The organism is Alloyangia pacifica (assembly GCF_003111685.1).
Taxonomy (GTDB): Bacteria; Pseudomonadota; Alphaproteobacteria; order Rhodobacterales; family Rhodobacteraceae; genus Salipiger; species Salipiger pacificus_A.
The window spans coordinates 1149103-1162313 of record NZ_CP022189.1; the positions used below are offsets into that span (position 1 = coordinate 1149103).

The 13211-nt window shown below is 66.7% G+C and carries 16 protein-coding genes; 9 read left to right on the forward strand and 7 right to left on the reverse strand.

The window, feature by feature from the left end; genetic code table 11:
* Positions 1–40 precede the first annotated feature (40 nt).
* Positions 41–907 carry a methylenetetrahydrofolate reductase [NAD(P)H] gene (gene metF / locus CEW88_RS05535; protein WP_108965058.1) on the reverse strand — a complete coding sequence of 289 codons (867 nt, stop codon included), beginning with the start codon at positions 905–907 and terminating at the stop codon, positions 41–43.
* Positions 908–1005: 98 nt separating this feature from the next.
* On the opposite strand from metF, the gene CEW88_RS05540 reads away from it, so the two are divergent.
* The gene (locus CEW88_RS05540) at positions 1006–1911 is read left to right on the forward strand and encodes a LysR family transcriptional regulator (RefSeq protein WP_108965059.1); all 906 of its coding nucleotides are present in this window, start codon (positions 1006–1008) and stop codon (positions 1909–1911) included.
* A 121-nt stretch (positions 1912–2032) separates the two neighbouring features.
* Here CEW88_RS05540 and CEW88_RS05545 read toward each other — a convergent pair whose 3' ends face one another.
* Positions 2033–2239: a cold-shock protein gene (locus CEW88_RS05545; protein WP_008885598.1), complete on the reverse strand. Its 207-nt coding sequence runs from the start codon at positions 2237–2239 to the stop codon at positions 2033–2035.
* A 242-nt stretch (positions 2240–2481) separates the two neighbouring features.
* On the opposite strand from CEW88_RS05545, the gene CEW88_RS05550 reads away from it, so the two are divergent.
* A complete protein-coding gene (locus tag CEW88_RS05550; RefSeq protein ID WP_108965060.1) occupies positions 2482–2796 on the forward strand; it encodes an arsenate reductase family protein in 315 nt (104 codons plus the stop codon).
* Between the two features lie 75 nt (positions 2797–2871).
* Here CEW88_RS05550 and thrS read toward each other — a convergent pair whose 3' ends face one another.
* Both thrS and CEW88_RS05560 read right to left on the reverse strand, forming a co-directional pair.
* The gene (thrS, locus tag CEW88_RS05555; protein ID WP_108965061.1) at positions 2872–4818 is read right to left on the reverse strand and encodes a threonine--tRNA ligase; all 1947 of its coding nucleotides are present in this window, start codon (positions 4816–4818) and stop codon (positions 2872–2874) included.
* A 187-nt stretch (positions 4819–5005) separates the two neighbouring features.
* Complete coding sequence (locus CEW88_RS05560; protein ID WP_108965062.1) at positions 5006–6229, reverse strand: amidohydrolase family protein; 1224 nt, start codon at positions 6227–6229, stop codon at positions 5006–5008.
* 418 nt (positions 6230–6647) lie between these two features.
* On the opposite strand from CEW88_RS05560, the gene CEW88_RS05565 reads away from it, so the two are divergent.
* Positions 6648–7919 carry an MFS transporter gene (locus CEW88_RS05565; RefSeq protein ID WP_108965063.1) on the forward strand — a complete coding sequence of 424 codons (1272 nt, stop codon included), beginning with the start codon at positions 6648–6650 and terminating at the stop codon, positions 7917–7919.
* Here the strand turns inward: CEW88_RS05565 and CEW88_RS05570 are convergent.
* Complete coding sequence (locus CEW88_RS05570; RefSeq protein WP_108965064.1) at positions 7898–8773, reverse strand: LysR family transcriptional regulator ArgP; 876 nt, start codon at positions 8771–8773, stop codon at positions 7898–7900. The genes CEW88_RS05565 and CEW88_RS05570 overlap by 22 nt on opposite strands.
* Before the next feature lie 95 nt (positions 8774–8868).
* On the opposite strand from CEW88_RS05570, the gene CEW88_RS05575 reads away from it, so the two are divergent.
* From CEW88_RS05575 to CEW88_RS05595, 5 genes are all read left to right on the forward strand, one after another.
* Positions 8869–9468 (forward strand): LysE/ArgO family amino acid transporter, encoded by a 600-nt coding sequence (locus tag CEW88_RS05575; RefSeq protein ID WP_108965065.1) that lies wholly within the window; start codon positions 8869–8871, stop codon positions 9466–9468.
* A gap of 45 nt (positions 9469–9513) precedes the next feature.
* The gene (locus CEW88_RS05580) at positions 9514–10413 is read left to right on the forward strand and encodes a DMT family transporter (protein ID WP_235940274.1); all 900 of its coding nucleotides are present in this window, start codon (positions 9514–9516) and stop codon (positions 10411–10413) included.
* A gap of 134 nt (positions 10414–10547) precedes the next feature.
* Positions 10548–10745, forward strand: coding sequence for a hypothetical protein (locus tag CEW88_RS05585; protein WP_108965066.1), 198 nt, complete (start codon positions 10548–10550; stop codon positions 10743–10745).
* Positions 10746–10836: 91 nt separating this feature from the next.
* Entirely contained in the window at positions 10837–11553 is a 717-nt protein-coding gene (locus CEW88_RS05590; RefSeq protein ID WP_108965067.1) for a thermonuclease family protein, read from the forward strand.
* Positions 11554–11652: 99 nt separating this feature from the next.
* Complete coding sequence (locus CEW88_RS05595) at positions 11653–11910, forward strand: YdcH family protein (RefSeq protein ID WP_108965068.1); 258 nt, start codon at positions 11653–11655, stop codon at positions 11908–11910.
* Here the strand turns inward: CEW88_RS05595 and CEW88_RS05600 are convergent.
* Positions 11907–12440, reverse strand: a complete 534-nt coding sequence (locus tag CEW88_RS05600) for a glutathione peroxidase (RefSeq protein ID WP_108965069.1) — start codon at positions 12438–12440, stop codon at positions 11907–11909. The genes CEW88_RS05595 and CEW88_RS05600 overlap by 4 nt on opposite strands.
* 162 nt (positions 12441–12602) lie before the next feature.
* On the opposite strand from CEW88_RS05600, the gene CEW88_RS05605 reads away from it, so the two are divergent.
* Positions 12603–12872 (forward strand): DksA/TraR family C4-type zinc finger protein, encoded by a 270-nt coding sequence (locus CEW88_RS05605; RefSeq protein ID WP_108965070.1) that lies wholly within the window; start codon positions 12603–12605, stop codon positions 12870–12872.
* Here CEW88_RS05605 and CEW88_RS24860 read toward each other — a convergent pair.
* On the reverse strand, positions 12865–13182 hold the full coding sequence (locus tag CEW88_RS24860) for a hypothetical protein (RefSeq protein WP_108965071.1): 318 nt from the start codon (positions 13180–13182) through the stop codon (positions 12865–12867). The genes CEW88_RS05605 and CEW88_RS24860 overlap by 8 nt on opposite strands.
* Between the last annotated feature and the right edge of the window lie 29 nt (positions 13183–13211).

The window sequence follows — 13211 nt, forward strand, 5'->3', positions numbered from 1 at the left end:
CACATCGCGTGATCTTGGCGTTATCGTGCGCCGGGCGCGCTTAGGCCACGTTCTCGAGCTTGCTGTCCGGCACCACGCCGAGCGCGTGGCATACGTCGCGCGTGAGCTCGGGGCGGTTGAGCGTGTAGAAGTGCAGCTTCTCGACGCCGCCCTCCAGCAGCTCGTTGCAGAGCTCGGTGCACATGGCGGTCGCCAGCAGGTCCTGCCGGTCGTCGCGCTCGGCCTTCTCGAAGGCCTCGATCACCCAGGCGGGGATCTTGGTGCCGGTGGCTTCGGCGAAGCGGCGCGCGCCTTTCCAGTTCTCGATCGGCAGGATGCCCGGCACGATGGGCTTGTCGATGCCGGCCTTCTCGCAGGCGTCGCGGAAGCGGAAGAAGCTCTCGGCCTCGAAGAAGAACTGGGTCAGCGCCTCGGACGCGCCGGCGTCGAACTTGCGCTTGAGGTACTCAACATCGGCGGTGGCCGAAGGCGCCTCGGGGTGCTTGTCGGGATAGGCCCCGACGCGGATGGTGAAGTCGCCCGCCTCGCGCAGCGCCTCGATCAGCTCCACGGACGAGTTGAAGCCCTCGGGGTGGGGGGTGAAGCCGCTGGCGCCCTTGGGCGGATCGCCCCGGAGCGCGACGATGTCGTTCACGCCGGCCTCCTTGAACTGGCGCGCGATGGCCAGCGTTTCCTCGCGGGTCGCGTCGACGCAGGTCAGATGCGCCGCGACCTTGAGGCCGGAGTTCTTGTGCAGGGTGGCGACGACGTCACGGGTCAGCTCGCGGGTGGTGCCGCCGGCGCCATAGGTGACCGACACGAAGCGCGGACCGAGCGGCGAGAGCGCCTGCACCGTGTCCCACAGCCGGAAGGTCGCCTCGATGTTGCGGGGCGGGAAGAATTCGAAAGAGATGTCGGGGCGCGTCATTGGCCGGGACTCCGAGTTTGGATTTCGGTCCTTGTGACACAGGAACCTTTGTGAGACAAACTCATACTCCTCAAGAACAACATGAGGCGAACACTGGGATGCATATCGAGTTTCGTCACCTGCGCACGATCAAGGCCATCCACGAGGCCGGTGGTCTCGCGCGTGCGGCAGATCAGCTCAACATAACGCAATCGGCCCTCTCTCACCAGATCAAGGGGCTCGAGGATCAGGCCGGGGTCGAGCTTTTCGTGCGCCGGTCCAAGCCGATGAAGCTCTCGGCGGCGGGTCTGCGCCTGCTGCGCCTCGCCGACCAGGTGCTGCCGCAGGTCGAGGCGGCGATGGCCGAGTTCGACGGGTTGCGCGCGGGCTCGGCCGGGCGGCTGCATATCGCCATCGAATGTCACGCCTGTTTCGAATGGCTGTTCCCGGTGCTCGAGAGCTTCCGCAAGAGCTGGGGCGATGTCGACGTGGACATCCGCCCGGGGCTCGCCTTCGACGCGCTGCCGGCGCTGATGAAGGAAGAGGTCGACGTGGTGATCTCGTCCGATCCCGAGGATCTGCCCGGCGTCACGTTCACGCCGCTCTTTGAGTATCACCCGGTTTTCGTCGCGGCGGCCTCGCACCCGCTGGCCGGAAAGCCCTGGATCGAGGCGCAGGACTTCCGCGGCGAGACGCTGATCACCTATCCGGTGGATCGGGCGCGGCTCGATATATTCTCGCAATTGCTGTCCCCGGCGAAGGTCGAACCGGCGGCGATTCGCCAAGTCGAGCTGACAGCGGTGATTCTGCTTTTGGTTGCCTCGAATCGTGGTGTCGCGGTTTTGCCCGATTGGGTTGTGCGCGAAGTGAAATACAATTCCGATTACATCACCCGGCCATTGACCGAGGCGGGGATCACCCGGCACCTCTACGCCGCGACCCGCACCGAGGATCTGGATAAACCCTTCATGACAGACCTGATCCGCTTGGCGGGGCAGGAGGCGCGGCGCCTGCAATCGCGATGACGGTGCGCCGGACTGCAACGCCGGCTGTCGCCAGTCCCGCTACGGGCTGACGTGTGCGGGTACACCCCCGCGGGGACCCAACCCCGGGTGGGGTGGGGTCATGCGATGTAAGATTTTGTTATTAAAGTGTTTTCAGATCGGACGCCATCATGCGTCCATCGCGGCCTTCCTTGAGCTCGTAGCTCACTTTCTGATTGTCCGCGAGGCCGGTAAGCCCCGAACGTTCGACGGCCGAGATATGAACGAAGACATCCTTGCCCCCCTCTTCGGGCGCGATGAAGCCGTAGCCTTTGGTGGTATTGAACCATTTCACGGTGCCGCTCGGCATGTGTCCGTGCTCCTTCCAACTTTCCTGTTTCTACCCGTAATGCGGGCGCCGCGTCACATTCGCCTCTCAGCGGGAGGAATGCCTGTCCCGGTCGAAAACGCGGTAAAATCGAGGCTTTCCGGCTCTGATCATCGAAGGTCACGGGCCAAGAGTTGCACGGTGCCTGCAAAAATCAAGAGAAACGCTTCGCAGTCGCGGCGTTAGGCAATAAATAGTGCCCCAAGAGTTCAAGGAGATGGCGGATGCTGATATACGGGCTGAAAACGTGTGATACCTGCCGAAAGGCGCTGAAAGCCCTGCCCGAGGCCGAGTTTCGCGACGTCCGGGCCGACGGTGTGCCCGTTGAGGTGATCGACAGCGCGCTTGCGGAATTCGGCGACAAGCTGGTGAACACCCGCTCGACCACATGGCGCGAGCTTGAAGAGGCGCAGCGCGCGCGCCCGGCGAAGGATCTGCTGGCCGACCACCCGACCTTGATGAAGCGGCCGCTGATCGTGGCGGGCGAGGCGATGTATCTGGGCTGGACCAAGGACGTCGAGGCGGCTCTGGCGGGCTGACGCCGCCAAACCCCGGTTAAAAAGAAAAAGCCCCGGGCGATCCCCCGGGGCTTTCTCGTTTTCAAGAGACCCGGCTCAGCGTAGGTCGGGCGCGGTGGCGTCCAGCGACAGCGAAGCGACGATCTCGTCGAGGCTCTGCACCGCGGTCTGCTTCTCGCCGAGACGGCGCACGGTGACGGTGCGCTCTTCGACCTCGCGGTGGCCCACGGCGAGGATGATCGGCACCTTGCCCACCGAGTGCTCGCGGACCTTGTAGTTGATCTTCTCGTTGCGCGTGTCGGCCTCGGCCCGCACGCCGGCGGCCTTGAGCGCTGCGACGACCTCGAGCACGTAGTCATCCGCCTCCGAGGTGATCGAGGCGACAACGACCTGCCGCGGCGCGAGCCAGAAGGGCAGCTTGCCGGCGTGTTCCTCGATCAGGATACCGATGAAACGCTCGAAGGAGCCCAGCACGGCGCGGTGCAGCATGACCGGGCGGTGCTTCTCGCCGTCCTGGCCGATGAAGCTCGCATCAAGACGCTCGGGCAGGTTGGGATCGACCTGCAGCGTGCCGCACTGCCAGTCCCGGCCGATCGCATCGGTCAGGGTGAACTCGAGCTTGGGACCGTAGAAGGCGCCTTCGCCCTCCTGGATCTCATACTCGTAGCCCGCGGCACGGCAGGCATCGCCAAGCGCCGCTTCGACGCGGTCCCAGCTCTCGTCCGAGCCGATGCGCTTCTCCGGGCGGGTGGAGAGCTTGATCGTCCAGTTCTCGAAGCCCAGATCGGCGTAGATCGAGGCGAGGAACTCGATGAACTTCTTGGTTTCCGCCTCGATCTGATCGTCGGTGCAGAAGATATGCGCGTCGTCCTGGGTGAAGCCGCGCACCCGCATGATGCCGTGCAGCGCGCCCGAGGGCTCGTAGCGGTTGCACGAACCGAACTCGGCCATGCGCAGCGGCAGGTCGCGGTAGGACTTCAGGCCCTGGTTGAACACCTGCACGTGGCAGGGGCAGTTCATCGGCTTGAGCGCGTTGATCGCCTTCTCGCGGGCATGCTCTTCGTCGACTTCAACGATGAACATATTCTCCTGGTAGTTGTCCCAGTGCCCGGACTTTTCCCAGAGCTTGCGGTCAACGACCTGCGGCGTGTTGACTTCGACGTAGCCGTCACGCTCCTGCCGGCGGCGCATGTAGTCCTGCAGCGTGGTGTAGATTTTCCAGCCGTTGGGATGCCAGAAAATCTGCCCCGGCGCTTCCGGCTGGAGGTGAAAGAGATCCATCTCGCGGCCCAGCTTGCGGTGGTCGCGCTTGGCCGCCTCCTCGAGGAAGTTGAGGTACTTCTTCAGCTCGTCGCGGTTGCGGAAGGCCACGCCGGTGATCCGCTGCAGCATCGGGCGCGAGACGTCGCCGAACCAATAGGCCCCCGAGACGCCCATCAGCTTGAAGGCATCCGACGGCAGCTGGCCGGTGTTCTGAAGGTGCGGGCCACGGCAGAGATCCTGCCAGTCGCCGTGCCAGTACATGCGGATCGGCGCATCCGCGGGGATGCGGTCCACCAGCTCGACCTTGTAGCCCTCGCCGCTGTCTTCATAGAACTTGCGGGCGCGGTCGCGGTCCCAGATCTCGGTCTTCACCTCGTCGCGGGCGTTGATGATCTCTTTCATCTTCGCCTCGATCAGGCCGAGGTCTTCGGGGGTGAAGGGTTCGGCGCGGTCGAAGTCGTAGAACCAGCCTTGGTCGGTGACCGGGCCAATGGTGACCTTGGTGTCGGGCCAGATCTCCTGCACCGCGCGCGCCATCACGTGGGCGAGGTCGTGGCGGATCAGCTCGAGCGCCTGGTCCTCGTCCTGCAGCGTGTGGATCGCGATCGTGCTGTCGGCCTCGATGGGCCACTGAAGGTCCCAATGCGCGCCGTTCACGGTGGCGGAGATGGCCTTTTTCGAAAGGCTCTTGGAAATGGCTGCGGCCACGTCGGCAGGGGTCACGCCCTTGTCGAACTCGCGCGCATTGCCATCGGGGAATGTCAGGGAAATCTGGCTCATAGGCCTAGTCTCCTCGTCGGTCTGGCGCCCACGGAACGCCCGGTTGCGGGTTATATGTCGTGCCGCCTTGTGGCCCTCGGGGCAAGGGGTGTCAAGCGGCGGGGAGGCAGGCATGACGAGAGGGCGCTGCCAGCGTGCTTGGAGCCGCGCGGAAGCCGCGGGGGCGTGCGCGGCCAGCGAACGGCTGTCAGGGCCGCAAAATCCTCGGCGCGGGCGCTTCGAACGTCATCCGCCCCCCACGCAATCCCCAGACCGGCCGCCGGATTTCCGCCACGGCAGAGGCGCGGCTCTCGCAGGGCAGCAGCACCAGATCGGCCGGGCCGCCGACCTCGATCCGGTCGGACACGCCAAGAAGCCGGAAGGGTGCGCTGCTGACCATCTCGAAACAGGCAGTCAGCTCCTCGGCGCTGCCAAGCTGCGCGACGTTGGCAAAGAGGTTGGCCATCCGAGGCAGCGAGCAATCGCCGTAAGGGGTAAAGGGGTTGAGCACGTTGTTGGTCGCCACGGTGCAGCACACCCCAGCAGCGTGGAACCGATGCGCCGGCGCCACGCCCCGCGGCACCGCGTGGTCATGCCCGCGCCCGGTGATGAAAAGGTCGGTCGCCGGCAAGACGGTGAGCGCGATCCCCGCGTCCTGCAGCAGCGCCACGCTCTGCGCCAGCGCGGCGGGGGGAAGCATCGACAGCTTGGTCACATGGCCGATTGCCACGCGCCCCTGCATGCCAAAAGGGATGGTCTGCCGGGCCACCTCGTCGAGATGCCGCCAGCTGGTGTCGAGGTCGAAATCGAGGTGGAAATCAAGGTCGACACCGAACGCGCGCGCCATCTCGAAGAGCCGCGCAATCTGCCCCTCCGGGTCGGTGTCGGTATAGGGACAGCCGCCGAGCAGGTCTGCCCCCGCCGCCAAGGCCGCCCGCAGCAGCTCCTCGGTGCCGGGATAATTCAGCAGGCCCTCTTGCGGGAAGACGCAGATCTGCAGGTCGAGCGCCCAGGAATAGTCCCTCTTCAACTGCCTGACCGCCTCGAAGCCCGCGAGCCCGATCACCGGATCGATCTCGACCTGCGTGCGGATCAGCGTGGTGCCCTGGCCGATCGCCTGCTCCAGAACCCGCGCCCCGCGCGCGTAGACGTCCTCGGTGGTGAAGTCCCTTTTGGCTGCCGTCACTGCCGTCAGCGCACCCTTGAGATCGCCGGTCCGGTTCACCGCGCGCTCGAGAATGCAGGCCTTGTCGAGGTGCAGGTGGCTGTCGGCAAAGCCGCGGAAGGCCAGGCCACCTTGCGCATCGAGCGTGGGGGCGTCGCTGGCGAGGCCCGCCCCGATGGTCGCGATCCGCCCCTGCGCGAGGCCGATATCGACCGGCGCTGCACCGTCCGAAAGCCGCGCGTCGCGGATGATGAGATCAAGTGTCATTGTGCGGCTCTTGCCCTTTCTTCGTGGGTTTTCAGCTGCCGCGAAAGACTCGCGGCGGTTTGCCAACCTCGGCGCCCAGGTAAGGCACCCTCGGCGCGGAAGCCTGTCAAAGCCGCGCATCGAATAGTCGCTAGAGCGCCGCTCTTGAAGTGCGCTCTGCCCAATCTTTGGGCAAAGTGAATGCCATGTCTTTGAGGACTATGCGTGCCCTCATTCTCTCCGCTCCGCTCCGCTGCGTGCCCGAACCGACGCGCCGGATGATCGAGATCACCGAACGACCCCGGAGGCCCCGCGAAAGGACCGGTGTTCTGGCCTCTTCCGCCGAGCTTGCGCGCGGGGCGAGACCGGCGCGGGAACCTGCCGCCACGCCGCGGCGTTTCCCTGCCGGACCCCCCGGCAGACGAGAAACGGCAGGCGCATGACCCATATCGACGAGACGCAGATCTATGACACCTTGACCGAAGGCGCTGACGGCGCGCCAAGGTCCGAGGCCCGCAACGGGCTGCGCCATGTCGGATCGCTGTCGATGACCAAGCTCGCCGACGGCCTTCTGAATCCGAAACTGGTGCTCACCTGGCTGGCGCAGGCGCTCGGCGCGCCTGCCGCCGTCTCCGGCCTGCTGGTCCCGATCCGCGAGGCGGGGGCGCTTCTGCCGCAGCTCCTGCTGGCGGGCGTGGTCCGGCGCAGCCGCCAGCGTAAGTGGATCTGGGTGGCGGGCTCGATCGGGCAGGGGCTCGCGGCAGCGGGCATGGTCGTCGTTGCCCTGACGCTGCAGGGCATGGCGGCGGGTCTCGCGCTCTGCGCACTGCTGGCGGTGCTTGCGCTGTCCCGCGCCGCCGCTTCGGTCAGCTACAAGGACGTGCTTGGCAAGACCGTCTCGAAGACCCGCCGCGGCTCGATCACCGGCACGGCGGGCTCGGTCGCCTCGGCGGGGGTTCTGGTCTTTGCGCTGCTGCTCCTGTCGGGCGCGGTGCAGGACGTGCCGCCCGTCGCCGCGGCGATCGCCCTTGCTGCGGCGCTCTGGCTCGGAGCGGCGGCGCTCTTCGCGACGCTGGAAGAAAAGGACAGCGACCCCGATGAGACGGCCGCTGCCATCGACCTCTCACCGCTGCGCGAAGACCCGCAGTTCCGCCGCTTCATCGCCTGCCGGGGGGCGCTGACCGTGACCTCGCTGGCGCCGCCCTATCTCGTGCTGCTCGACGACGGCGGCGGCGCATTGCAGAAGCTTGGCGCCATGGTCCTGGCCTCGGCGCTGGCCGGCTTCCTGTCGAGCTGGGTGTGGGGCCGGATGGCGGACCGCTCGTCGCGCCGCGTTCTGATGCTCTCGGGCTTCGCCGGGGCTGGCGCCATGGCGCTGGCGGTGGTGGCGGCGCTGCTCGGCTGGACGGGGCCGATATGGGTCACACCGCTGCTGCTCTTCGCGCTGCTGATCTCCTGGCAGGGGGTCAGGCAGGGCCGCTCGACCTACCTTGTCGACATGGCTCCCGAGGAGGGGCGCGCGAGCTATGCTGCGCTCGCCAATACGCTCATCGGCGGGCTGCTGCTGGTGACCGGCGCGCTTGGCGGGGCGCTGGCCATCCTCGGCCCGGTGGCGGCACTGGCGGGTTTCGCGGCGCTGAGCCTGATTGGCGGGGTCATCGCCGCTGGCCTGCGCGAGGTCGAAAACGGTCAGGGCGGCAGCAGAGACTGACGTGCCTGCGCCCGAACGGCGCGTGTCAACGGCGCCAGCGCCGCGGCCACCAGCCGGTTCACCTGCCAGGTCAGGAAGATGTCCTCAGGCACGCCCGGGCGCATGGCAACCAGTGCGCCCGAGGACAGCAGCGGTGCCGCAAGGAACTCCGGGTTCAGACCCCAGCCGATCCCCAGCCGCGCGGCCTCGACGAAGCCCTGGGTCGAGGGCAGGCGGTGCGTGGGCGGCAGCAGCGCCTGCCCGGTGACCCGGCGCAGCCAGTGGTGCTGCAGCGCGTCCTTGCCGTCGAACTGCAGCAGCGGCGCGCGCGAAAGGGTCTCGGCCGTGACCCCTTTGGAAAAATACCGGTCCCGGAAATCGGGCGCGCAGGTCGCAACATAGCGCATCCGCCCCAGTGGTACCGCGTCGCAGCCCTGCACCGGGCGGGCATGGTCGCAAATCGCCGCCGAGACCTCGCCCCGCCGCAGCCAGTCGGCCGAGAAGGCCTGATCATCCACCACGATGTCGAAGAGCATGTCGCGCCCGACCAGCGCGGGCAGGAACCAGGTGCCAAGGCTGTCGGCGTTGACCGCCAGCCGCAGCCGCGCTTGCGGTGCCGGCTGGCCGAGATCGCGTGCCAGCGCAGCCTCGAGCAACGCCACCTCCGAAGCATGGCGCGCCAGCCGCGCTCCGGCGGGGGTGGCGGTGCAGGGGGTGGCGCGGATCACCAGCGCCGCCCCGGCGCGATCCTCGAGCGCCTTGATGCGCTGCGAGATCGCCGAGGGCGTCACCGAAAGCGCGCGCGCGGCGGCATCGAAGCTGCCGAGCCGCAGCACCGCTTCCAGAGCGGCCAGTTGAGAGGGGTCGTACTGCATTAGCGTATCTTAATCAGGGTCAATTTCTTTAACTAGTCTTTGATCGGCCCTGCGTGATAGCCCGGCCTCCGGACAACGAAGATGGAGACCGAACCATGCAGGCAGCCACCGCTGGGTTTGCTCTGGGACTTTCGCTGATCGTGGCGATCGGGGCGCAGAATGCGTTCGTGCTGCGGCAGGGGCTGCGGCGCGAGCATGTGCTGGCGGTGGTGCTGGTCTGCGCGCTGTCGGATGCGGTGCTGATCGCCGCAGGCGTCGCGGGCCTTGGACTGCTGGCAAGCCAGCTGCCGGGGCTCGAGACCGTGATGCGCTGGCTCGGCGCCGCCTTTCTGACATGGTACGGCGCGCGCACCCTGCTTGCCGCCTGGCGCGGTGGCGCGGCGCTGCGGGCCGAGCGCGACCCGGGCAACGGCAGCCTTCGGCGCGCGCTGCTCACCTGCCTCGCGCTGACCTGGCTCAACCCCCACGTCTATCTCGACACGGTGATGCTGCTGGGGGCGGTGTCGTCCCAGTATGAGAACCGGCTACACTTCGGGCTCGGCGCCGTGAGCGCGTCCCTGTGCTTTTTCTTTGCGCTCGGCTTCGGCGCGCGGCTGCTGGCGCCGGTCTTTGCACGACCGTTGGCTTGGCGCGTGCTCGACCTGGGGATCGGGCTGACCATGTGGCTCATCGCGGCGAAACTGCTGATCGGCTGAGCGCGGACCCTTGCGCCCGGCGCAGGGCGCGCTACCAAAGCCCCTATGAACACCACGCAAGCGAACCCGGTCCGGGGCATCCTTTTCATGGTCGTCACGGGGCTTTGCTTCGTCGGCGTCACGGTCACGGTCAAGCTGCTGCACGGCCGGGTGCCGGCAGCGGAGTCGGCCTTTCTGCGCTACCTCCTCGGACTGGTCTTCCTGATCCCCATGTGGAAGGCGCTGCGCGAACTGCGGATGACCCCGCGCCAGTGGCGGCTCTCGGCGCTGCGCGGCGGCGCGCAGACGCTTGGGGTGATCTGCTGGTTCTTCGCCATGGCCCGCATCCCGCTCGCCGAGGTCACGGCGATGAACTATCTCACGCCGATCTACGTGACAGTTCTGGCGGTTTTCGTGCTGGGCGAGCGGCTGGCAATGCGCCGCATCCTCGCCATCGTCGCGGCACTTGGAGGGGCGCTGCTGATCCTTCGGCCGGGGTTCCGCGAGCTTGATCCGGGGCATTTCGCCATGCTCGGCACGTCGCTCATGTTCGCCGTTTCCTATCTCATCGCCAAGATCATCACCGACGAACTCTCGCCGGCCATCGCGCTGGCGCTCTTGTCGATCTCGGTGACGCTGGGGCTTTTCCCCTTCGCGCTTGCGGTCTGGGTCTGGCCGAGCTGGGGCGATCTCGTCATCCTCATGGCCACCGCCACCTTTGCCACGGCGGGGCATTACGCCATGGTGCTCGCCTTCGCCAGCGCGCCGGTGACGGTGACCCAGCCAATCACCTTCCTGCAGCTGGTCTGGTCGGTGGCCATCGGGGCGCTGTTCTTCGCCGAGCCCGTCGATCCCTTCGTGGTTGGCGGCGGGCTGGTGATCATCGGCTCGGTGCTCTTCATCACCCTGCGCGAGGCGATGCTGAAGCGTCGGGTGACGCCCTCGGGTCCCGATACGAAGTTCTGAGCGTGTGGGGTGGCGCCCAATCCGCTGAAACAATCCGTTTCCAAAACATGAAAAATCCCCAGGGCCATCGCATTTCGGCCTTATTCCCGCGTGAAGGTTTCCTCTAGTGAAACAGTTTAGCCGGGTATGTGACCATGTTTGCCAACAACCAATTGACCGAAAACCTCGACGACGTCCGGGCCTTCCTGCTGGCGGAGCGTGGCAAGGCGCTCTCCGACGCCGAATGGCGCTTTCGCATGAAGGGCTACGGCTACCAACTGCGCCGCACCGAGCGGGGCATGGAGGTCTCTCGCCTGCCGCAGAACCACCTGCTGGGCACGCTCGACGCCTGAGCCGAGAGGGACCGTGGCAGGCGGCGCACGCCTTAAGGAAGATTAAACGCGCGGCCTTGCCCTCCTCCCTTGATGCGTCGAGATTGGCCTGATGATCAGGCTTTGTTCACGCTTCGTAAGCGCTTTATTCATTATTGTTTCCCTTACGTCACCCTGGGTCAGCCTCGTCGCGGCCCCGGTGGCGGCGGCGCAGCCGGAGATCACCGGCCGCATCCGCGTGATCGACGGCGACACCTTCGACGTCGGCGATGTGCGCGTGCGACTCTTCGGCGTCGATGCCCCGGAACGGGGGCAGACCTGTGGTGGCGGAGCGAAGCCGACCTGGGCCTGCGGCGCCTGGGTGACGTCCGAGGTCCGCGCCCGCTACGAGGGTCGCCGCGCCAGTTGTGCCCGGCGGGACACGGACCGCTATGGGCGCGCCGTGGCGCGCTGCTCGGTCGACGGCGAGGACGTGGGCCGCGAGCTGGTTTCCGAGGGGCTGGCCTTTGCCTATCGCGCGTATTCTCTGGACTACGACCTCGACGAGAAACGCGCCGTGGTGCGCGGCGTCGGGGTGCATGGCTCCGAGGTGCGGCGCCCCGCCGAGTACCGCGCCGAGACCCGCAACGCCGCGAATTCCGCTGCCGTGGCAGCGGCCCCGCAGGGCTGCGTGATCAAAGGCAACGTCTCATCAAAGGGCGAGCGCATCTTCCACGTGCCTGGCCAGAAATACTACGCGGCCACGCGCATCACTGTGACCAAGGGCGAACGCTGGTTCTGCTCCGAGACAGAGGCGCGCAAGGCCGGGTGGCGCAAGGCGCGGCAGTGAGCACCTCGGAATGACCTCGGGGCATGTTGATCCGCATCAAGGAGCGGCCGCGCGGCGCGTGCGAAGACAGGGCCAAGACACGTGAAGGAGGCTCAGCCCATGTCCCATGTTCCGCATTCCCTCGCCGAGGAATTCCCGCAGTTTGCCGCGCGCATCTCCGAGCTCAAGCAGCAGGGCGGCCACTTTGCCACGCTCGCCGAGCGTTACTATGAGGTGAACCGCGAGGTGCATGGGGCCGAGAGCGGGCTGACCCCGATGGAGGGGCTCGCCGAGGCCGACCTGCGCAAGAAGCGCGCCGCGCTGAAGGATGAGATCTATGCGCTGCTCACCGCCGATGCCGAGGGCATCGAAGGTTAATTGAGCAGAGGCTCGATTTCCGAGACGATCGGATCGGAGAGGGGCAGGGTTGTGCTGCCCCAGCCGGCGACGAATTCGCCGTTCGGTCCGATCAGCACCTTGTTGAAATTCCAGGACGGGGCGAAGTTCTTCGCCTCGGCCAGTTCCCGGTAGAACGGATGCGCACCGTGCCCGGTCACATGGGTGATCGTGGTCATCGGCATGTCGAGATCGAAGTTGATCTCGCAATAGTCCTTCACCTCGGCTTCGCTTCCCAGCTCCTGCCTGAAATCGTTCGACGGCACCGCCAGCACCACCAGTCCGCGATCGCGGTAGCGTTCGTAAAGCGTCTGCAGCCCGTCGAACTGCGGTGCGAAGCCGCAACGCGAGGCGGTGTTGACCACAAGAACCGGGCCGCCGCGCCAGCTTTCCAGATCGAGCGTGCCGCCGTCGATGGAGTCGAAAACCGTGGCCTCGGAGGCCTTGCCGGGCAGGGCGAGGGCGGGCAGGGCAGCGGTGGCGAGAACCGCAAGAAGGGGGAGGATGCGCATGGAAGGTCTCCTTTGCGTTCACAGATAGTCTCGCTACCGTGAAGTCAATGTCGCGGGGCGAACTTGGACGTTCACCCGCCTGTGCAAAATTGCAGGGCGCCAAATGCGCTTGGCGGGCGGGTCTGTCGACCCTATCTTCAAAGCTCAGCAGGAGGTGACGCCATGGCCGGAGGCTGGAGCCGCGACGGAGCGGTGCAGGATCAGATCGAGGACAGCATCAAGGACGAGCTGGCGCGCATGCAGGCGCGCAGGCGCCCCATGGGCGAGAGCCTGACACATTGCGCCGAATGCGAAGAGCCGATCCCCGAGAAGCGCCGCATGGCCATCCCGGGCGTGAAGCTCTGTATCGACTGCCAGCAGGAACGCGACGGGGCCGTTCAGGCGCGCGAAGGCATCAACCGGCGCGGCTCCAAGGACAGCCAACTCAAGTGAGATCGTCGTCGTCGCGCTCTGCAGGGGTGCGGTCCGGGTTCTCGCGCCGTCGCAGGCTCTTGCCGCGCTCGAGCCCACGCCGGTAAAGCGGCATCACGTCCAGCATCGCCACGGCGAAGCCGAGCGGTATCATCCAGAAACCCAGGATCGGCAGAAAGCCGAGGATCCCGCCGCAGATCAGCAGCAGCCCCAGCACGAGGCGCAGGCCTGGCGGCACGCGCCGACGCACGTGCACGAGGAAGCGCTGCATCCGCGCCTTGATCGTGCGCTTCACGCGCGGCTGTGGGGGCTGTTTGTCGGGCGGGAGCATGAGGCGGATCCTTCTCGGGCCTCGGGAAT

Excerpts from the sequence above, each read along its gene's own strand:
- CEW88_RS05590 (WP_108965067.1), top strand. The coding sequence starts at position 10,837 with ATGATCAGGCTTTGTTCACGCTTCGTAAGCGCTTTATTCATTATTGTT.
- CEW88_RS05605 (WP_108965070.1), top strand. The coding sequence starts at position 12,603 with ATGGCCGGAGGCTGGAGCCGCGACGGAGCGGTGCAGGATCAGATCGAG.
- CEW88_RS05565 (WP_108965063.1), top strand. The coding sequence starts at position 6,648 with ATGACCCATATCGACGAGACGCAGATCTATGACACCTTGACCGAAGGC.
- CEW88_RS05540 (WP_108965059.1), top strand. The coding sequence starts at position 1,006 with ATGCATATCGAGTTTCGTCACCTGCGCACGATCAAGGCCATCCACGAG.
- CEW88_RS05585 (WP_108965066.1), top strand. The coding sequence starts at position 10,548 with ATGTTTGCCAACAACCAATTGACCGAAAACCTCGACGACGTCCGGGCC.
- CEW88_RS05580 (WP_235940274.1), top strand. The coding sequence starts at position 9,514 with ATGAACACCACGCAAGCGAACCCGGTCCGGGGCATCCTTTTCATGGTC.
- CEW88_RS05550 (WP_108965060.1), top strand. The coding sequence starts at position 2,482 with ATGCTGATATACGGGCTGAAAACGTGTGATACCTGCCGAAAGGCGCTG.
- CEW88_RS24860 (WP_108965071.1), bottom strand. The coding sequence starts at position 13,182 with ATGCTCCCGCCCGACAAACAGCCCCCACAGCCGCGCGTGAAGCGCACG.
- thrS (WP_108965061.1), bottom strand. The coding sequence starts at position 4,818 with ATGAGCCAGATTTCCCTGACATTCCCCGATGGCAATGCGCGCGAGTTC.
- CEW88_RS05570 (WP_108965064.1), bottom strand. The coding sequence starts at position 8,773 with ATGCAGTACGACCCCTCTCAACTGGCCGCTCTGGAAGCGGTGCTGCGG.
- CEW88_RS05600 (WP_108965069.1), bottom strand. The coding sequence starts at position 12,440 with ATGCGCATCCTCCCCCTTCTTGCGGTTCTCGCCACCGCTGCCCTGCCC.
- CEW88_RS05575 (WP_108965065.1), top strand. The coding sequence starts at position 8,869 with ATGCAGGCAGCCACCGCTGGGTTTGCTCTGGGACTTTCGCTGATCGTG.
- CEW88_RS05595 (WP_108965068.1), top strand. The coding sequence starts at position 11,653 with ATGTCCCATGTTCCGCATTCCCTCGCCGAGGAATTCCCGCAGTTTGCC.
- CEW88_RS05545 (WP_008885598.1), bottom strand. The coding sequence starts at position 2,239 with ATGCCGAGCGGCACCGTGAAATGGTTCAATACCACCAAAGGCTACGGC.
- metF (WP_108965058.1), bottom strand. The coding sequence starts at position 907 with ATGACGCGCCCCGACATCTCTTTCGAATTCTTCCCGCCCCGCAACATC.
- CEW88_RS05560 (WP_108965062.1), bottom strand. The coding sequence starts at position 6,229 with ATGACACTTGATCTCATCATCCGCGACGCGCGGCTTTCGGACGGTGCA.